7 protein-coding genes and 1 tRNA gene are annotated in these 4,234 nt (G+C 55.2%); 3 read left to right on the top strand and 5 right to left on the bottom strand.

The features are described from left to right. Positions 1-29: 29 nt before the first annotated feature. The 3 genes from R6T97_RS14990 to R6T97_RS14980 are packed head-to-tail and all read right to left on the bottom strand — an operon-like array spanning position 30 to position 1,777. On the bottom strand, positions 30-461 hold the full coding sequence (locus R6T97_RS14990; RefSeq protein ID WP_410350092.1) for a DUF6691 family protein: 432 nt from the start codon (positions 459-461) through the stop codon (positions 30-32). Beyond that, positions 461-886 (bottom strand): YeeE/YedE family protein, encoded by a 426-nt coding sequence (locus R6T97_RS14985; RefSeq protein WP_410350091.1) that lies wholly within the window; start codon positions 884-886, stop codon positions 461-463. The genes R6T97_RS14990 and R6T97_RS14985 overlap by 1 nt, the downstream gene beginning before the upstream one ends. Before the next feature lie 27 nt (positions 887-913). Further along, on the bottom strand, positions 914-1,777 hold the full coding sequence (locus tag R6T97_RS14980) for an MBL fold metallo-hydrolase (protein ID WP_410350090.1): 864 nt from the start codon (positions 1,775-1,777) through the stop codon (positions 914-916). Between the two features lie 103 nt (positions 1,778-1,880). Between R6T97_RS14980 and R6T97_RS14975 the strand changes: the two genes are divergently transcribed. Continuing rightward, positions 1,881-2,180: an ArsR/SmtB family transcription factor gene (locus R6T97_RS14975; protein ID WP_410350089.1), complete on the top strand. Its 300-nt coding sequence runs from the start codon at positions 1,881-1,883 to the stop codon at positions 2,178-2,180. Positions 2,181-2,225: 45 nt separating this feature from the next. Here R6T97_RS14975 and R6T97_RS14970 read toward each other — a convergent pair whose 3' ends face one another. After that, positions 2,226-2,441 (bottom strand): hypothetical protein, encoded by a 216-nt coding sequence (locus R6T97_RS14970; RefSeq protein ID WP_410350088.1) that lies wholly within the window; start codon positions 2,439-2,441, stop codon positions 2,226-2,228. Positions 2,442-2,548: 107 nt separating this feature from the next. Here R6T97_RS14970 and R6T97_RS14965 point away from each other — a divergent pair, with 107 nt between their 5' ends. Beyond that, on the top strand, positions 2,549-2,806 hold the full coding sequence (locus tag R6T97_RS14965; RefSeq protein WP_410350087.1) for a DUF2312 domain-containing protein: 258 nt from the start codon (positions 2,549-2,551) through the stop codon (positions 2,804-2,806). A 3-nt stretch (positions 2,807-2,809) separates the two neighbouring features. Here the strand turns inward: R6T97_RS14965 and R6T97_RS14960 are convergent, their stop codons facing one another. After that, positions 2,810-3,691 (bottom strand): hypothetical protein, encoded by an 882-nt coding sequence (locus R6T97_RS14960; protein ID WP_410350086.1) that lies wholly within the window; start codon positions 3,689-3,691, stop codon positions 2,810-2,812. 208 nt (positions 3,692-3,899) lie between these two features. Between R6T97_RS14960 and R6T97_RS14955 the strand changes: the two genes are divergently transcribed. After that, positions 3,900-3,975 (top strand) — tRNA-Thr (locus R6T97_RS14955). Positions 3,976-4,234: the final 259 nt, after the last annotated feature.

Raw genomic sequence — 4,234 nt, 5'->3', positions numbered from 1 at the left:
GCTAAGCTGTTTGATATCCATGTGCTTTCCTAAACTGCCATCGCGCTCTGGTCTAGCTGTCTGCGAAAACGGGGAGCCGCCATCATGCCTGCAATCATGGATACCACGAAAAGCAGACCACCCACGCCGCCATAGCTCAGCGATGCGACAGCAGGTCCGGGGCACAGCCCGGCAAGGCCCCAACCCATGCCAAAGAGCGTCGATCCTAGAACAAGGTTGCGACCCAACTTCGGCTCAGGCGGCGCAGGAAACGCGTCGGCCAGGACAGGTTTGCGACCGGTCGTGATACGCCAAGCGATCGCCATCGGAATGATCGCACCGCCCATGACAAAGGCCAGTGTCGGATCCCAATTGCCAAAGACATCAAGCCAACCCTGGACTTTCGTCGTGTCCGTCATGCCGGACACCAGCAGGCCAAGCCCGAAAAGCGCACCGACCAGAAATGAAACAAAGACACGCATCAGATTACCCCTAGAACATGTTTGAAGATCACGACAGTTAAGCCGCCCGCGCCGATATAGAACGCCGTTGCGACGATCCCGCGCAGCGAAAGCCGCGAAATCCCGCAGACGCCATGGCCTGACGTGCAGCCATTGGCCAAACGCGTGCCGATACCGACAAGCAACCCTGCAACGATGATCACGGCCCAGTTGTTGGTCAGGTGCGTTTCCGACCCTCCCATTGCAAATGCGGCAATTGCCGGCATGATCAGCAAGCCGGCGATCAGCGCCGAACGCTCAAGCCAGTCATGCCGCGCGCTGCCATCGACAAGGCCGCCGATGATACCCGAGGCCCCCATGATCCGCCCGTTTACGAGCAGATAGAGGGCCGCCGCCATTCCGATGAGCACGCCACCGGCGAGCCCCATGATCCAATCCATAGGCATGGTGTATTCCTGTTCTGTTTGTAGTTTCTAAAGCGCGTTGATCGGCACTTTGAAATAGCTTTTTCCATTGTCTTCAGGCTCCGGAAAGTTGCCTGCGCGCATGTTTGTCTGCAACGAAGGCAGGATCAGGCGCGGCATGCCAAGCTTGGCATCACGTTCCTGCCGCATCGCGACGAACTCTTCCATCGGCCGCCCTTCGCCGATATGCACGTTCAGCGCTTTTTGCTCGCCTACCGTGGTTTCCCAGGCAAAATTATCGCGTCCCGGTGCCTTATAGTCGTGACCGACAAAGATGCGGGTTTCATCCGGCAATGCCAGAATCTTCTGGATCGAGGCGTACAAATCTTCTGCCGAGCCACCCGGAAAGTCACACCGTGCCGTGCCGAAGTCGGGCATAAACAGTGTATCACCCACAAAAGCCGCGTCCCCGATGACATATGTCAAACACGCGGGCGTATGGCCGGGTGTATGCAGCACATCGGCGCGCATTTGCCCGATATGAAAACTGTCGCCTTCTTTGAACAGCGCGTCGAACTGCGATCCATCACGCTGGAATTCGGTGCCTTCGTTAAAGACTTTGCCGAATGTGTCCTGCACGATAGTGATATTCGCCCCAATTCCGATCTTGCCGCCCAAGTGCTCTTGCAGGTAGGGGGCTGCGGAAAGGTGGTCGGCATGAACGTGGCTTTCCAATATCCACGCGACCTGCAGATCTTCGGCCTTGATCCAGGCGATGATCTCGTCCGCGGAATCAGTGTTCGTTCTGCCTGCTGCCGGATCGTAATCGAGGACGCTGTCCACGATTGCGCAGGCACGACCCTCAGGTTCGCGCACCACGTATGATACTGTGTTGGTTGCTTCGTCGAAGAATGCTTTTACATTTGGTGTCATATCGAATCTCCTTTGACCCCAAGATAGTGGGATTTCGACATATTTCAATGTTGAAATGTATAAGATGTCAGGGTATGTTGATTTTATGGAAAATCAGATTGAAATGCTCGCTGACCAAATGGATGCCGCAGCCGTTGACGCAGCAGACCTGCTCAAGTCGTTGTCGAACGCTGGACGCTTGCGCATTTTATGCGCTCTGGTTCCCGGTGACATGACGGTCAGCGAGCTTGAAAATGCGTTGGGTGCCAGCCAATCCTATGTATCGGGTCAGCTTTTGCGGCTTCGCAATGAGGGACTTGTGGCCTGCGAACGTGATGGGCGCAGCATGCGGTATCGCCTGGATGATCCGCGTGTGAGACCCTTGCTTGAACGTATTTACGAGCTTTTTTGCCCGGTCGAATAAACGCCAACTTTGCTGGCATTACTGGGCTGCGGTCGGTGCCGCGCCTTAACCCAACAGGACCCCGATGATCACGGCCATCAGGCCAATCATCGAAACAAAGAGCGCCCCCAAGTTGATCGGCAAGACCCCCGATATACGGGCGCGCAGTTCTTCATCCGTCAGGTTTGCCCGCTTTGCGCGTGCGACGGCCGCGATACTGTAGACAATTCCGCACACACCCAAGAGAGTCAGGGCCGCACCAATCCAGACAATGATTTCCATGATCTCTCCGCAGTTTTGCCGCATCTATCGCGCGGGGGAGCGCTTCGCAAGGGTTGCAGGCTTACGGGGCAGGGGCTAGTCAGTGGCAACTTTTCAGGAGAGCTTTGATGAACGATTCCGTGACCGAGACCGCAAGCACCGTTGCCGGACAAGAACTGCGTCAGTTTGTTGAGCGCTTCGAGCGGTTGGAAGCTGAAAAGAAAGACATCGCAGATGCGCAAAAAGAGGTGATGGCCGAAGCAAAAGGGCGCGGCTACGATACCAAAGTCCTGCGCAAGATTGTGGCGATCCGCAAACGTGACGCGAATGATCTGGCCGAAGAAGAAGCGGTGCTGGAAATGTACATGGCCGCACTGGGCATGTAGCGCCTAATCGAAGGGGAGGATCAGTTCCACGCCTTCCATTTTCGCGATCATCTCAAGGTCAGTTTCATAGGCCTCTGTCATGGCCTGAACCAAAGCGGTGTCGAGTTCAGGCAATGTGATCGTGTCTTCGACCAAATCAGGCACTCCGTGTTTGTCTAGTACATCGGCGATCTGTGCTTGTCGCGCGTCGATGTCTTTGGGCGACATGTCAGCGATTTTCGTTCTTGCGATCTGCATCCCTTCGGGGCTGACAATCTGCGACAACACGTCAAACCGGCCCGCGATTTCGACATTTTCGGCGATCCCCGAAAAGACGCGGATCAGGTCTTCCCAAATCAGGGGTGTATCTTCATTGCACCAGACATAGAGCGGCGTTCGCGGAGCAGCCAGCTTGATCCGGCGGATCACATCTGACCATTTGACCTCGACCGGTGACAGGACGCCAAGGTACTGCGCAAGACTGCTTGCCTGTGCCCTTGAGGCTGTTTCCTGCAAAAAGCTTGCCGGATGCCGCAGGCCCATGAAAAGTGAAATGTCGTCATCGGGGAAAAGCTGGTGCAGCCCGCGGACCTTTTTTTCAGCCTGATGATAAAGGACGCTGTGGTCGAAAATGCGTTTGGGGACCGTGATGAAATTATCGTTGCTCAGCACGACGCGGGCGATGTTATCGTCTTCGACAATCGCATCCAGCAGAACATCTCGGGCATCATCGGCGGGCGCAGAGCCTGCAAGGCTCTCGATCGCTTCGCGGATCAACTTGCGGTATTTGCCCGGTCCGGGAACCGCAACACCCTGCTGAAGCAGGGTATTTGCATTTTTTAGCGTCGATTTCAGAAGCCGATCTTCATCCGTGCAATTCGCGCCTATGTGAAATGCGATCTGCATGAATGTCCTTTCAGCCCCAGTGCCTGATCCTCATCATAGAGTCATTTGCCGGACGCGAAAGCGGGGTCGCATTGCGAATGAATGCAGCGTGCCTGTGGGCGTGGATTTTTTCCGCGACTGAAGTGAAAACACCATTGCACACCCGCGTTTTCCCCTGCTATACGCCGCGCATTCGGTCCAGCCGACCCGCCTGATACGGTGGAGCAGTGCCCCTATAGCTCAGCTGGTAGAGCAACTGATTTGTAATCAGTAGGTCCGCGGTTCGAGTCCGTGTGGGGGCACCATTAAAATCAAAGACTTAGCGGAAATAAGCAGAGCGCCAAACTCCCTCGGGGTAACGTTTGGGGTAACAGGCGGATATTCAGGTCCAAGCCTCTACAAGAAACGTGCATGACGTGGCGGAATCGCTTAGGTTGCGGGGATAGACACAGCACCCCAAAGGATTCGATTATGGATAAAGATCAAGCGACGCAGATAGACATTCTAAACGATATTCGGTCGCGGCTTAGTAGTGAACGCAAAATTCAAGTGAACCAATTCACA

The organism is Yoonia sp., assembly GCF_046498525.1.
Lineage (GTDB): Bacteria > Pseudomonadota > Alphaproteobacteria > Rhodobacterales > Rhodobacteraceae > Yoonia.
This window is presented reverse-complemented; position numbering and strand designations above follow the sequence as displayed.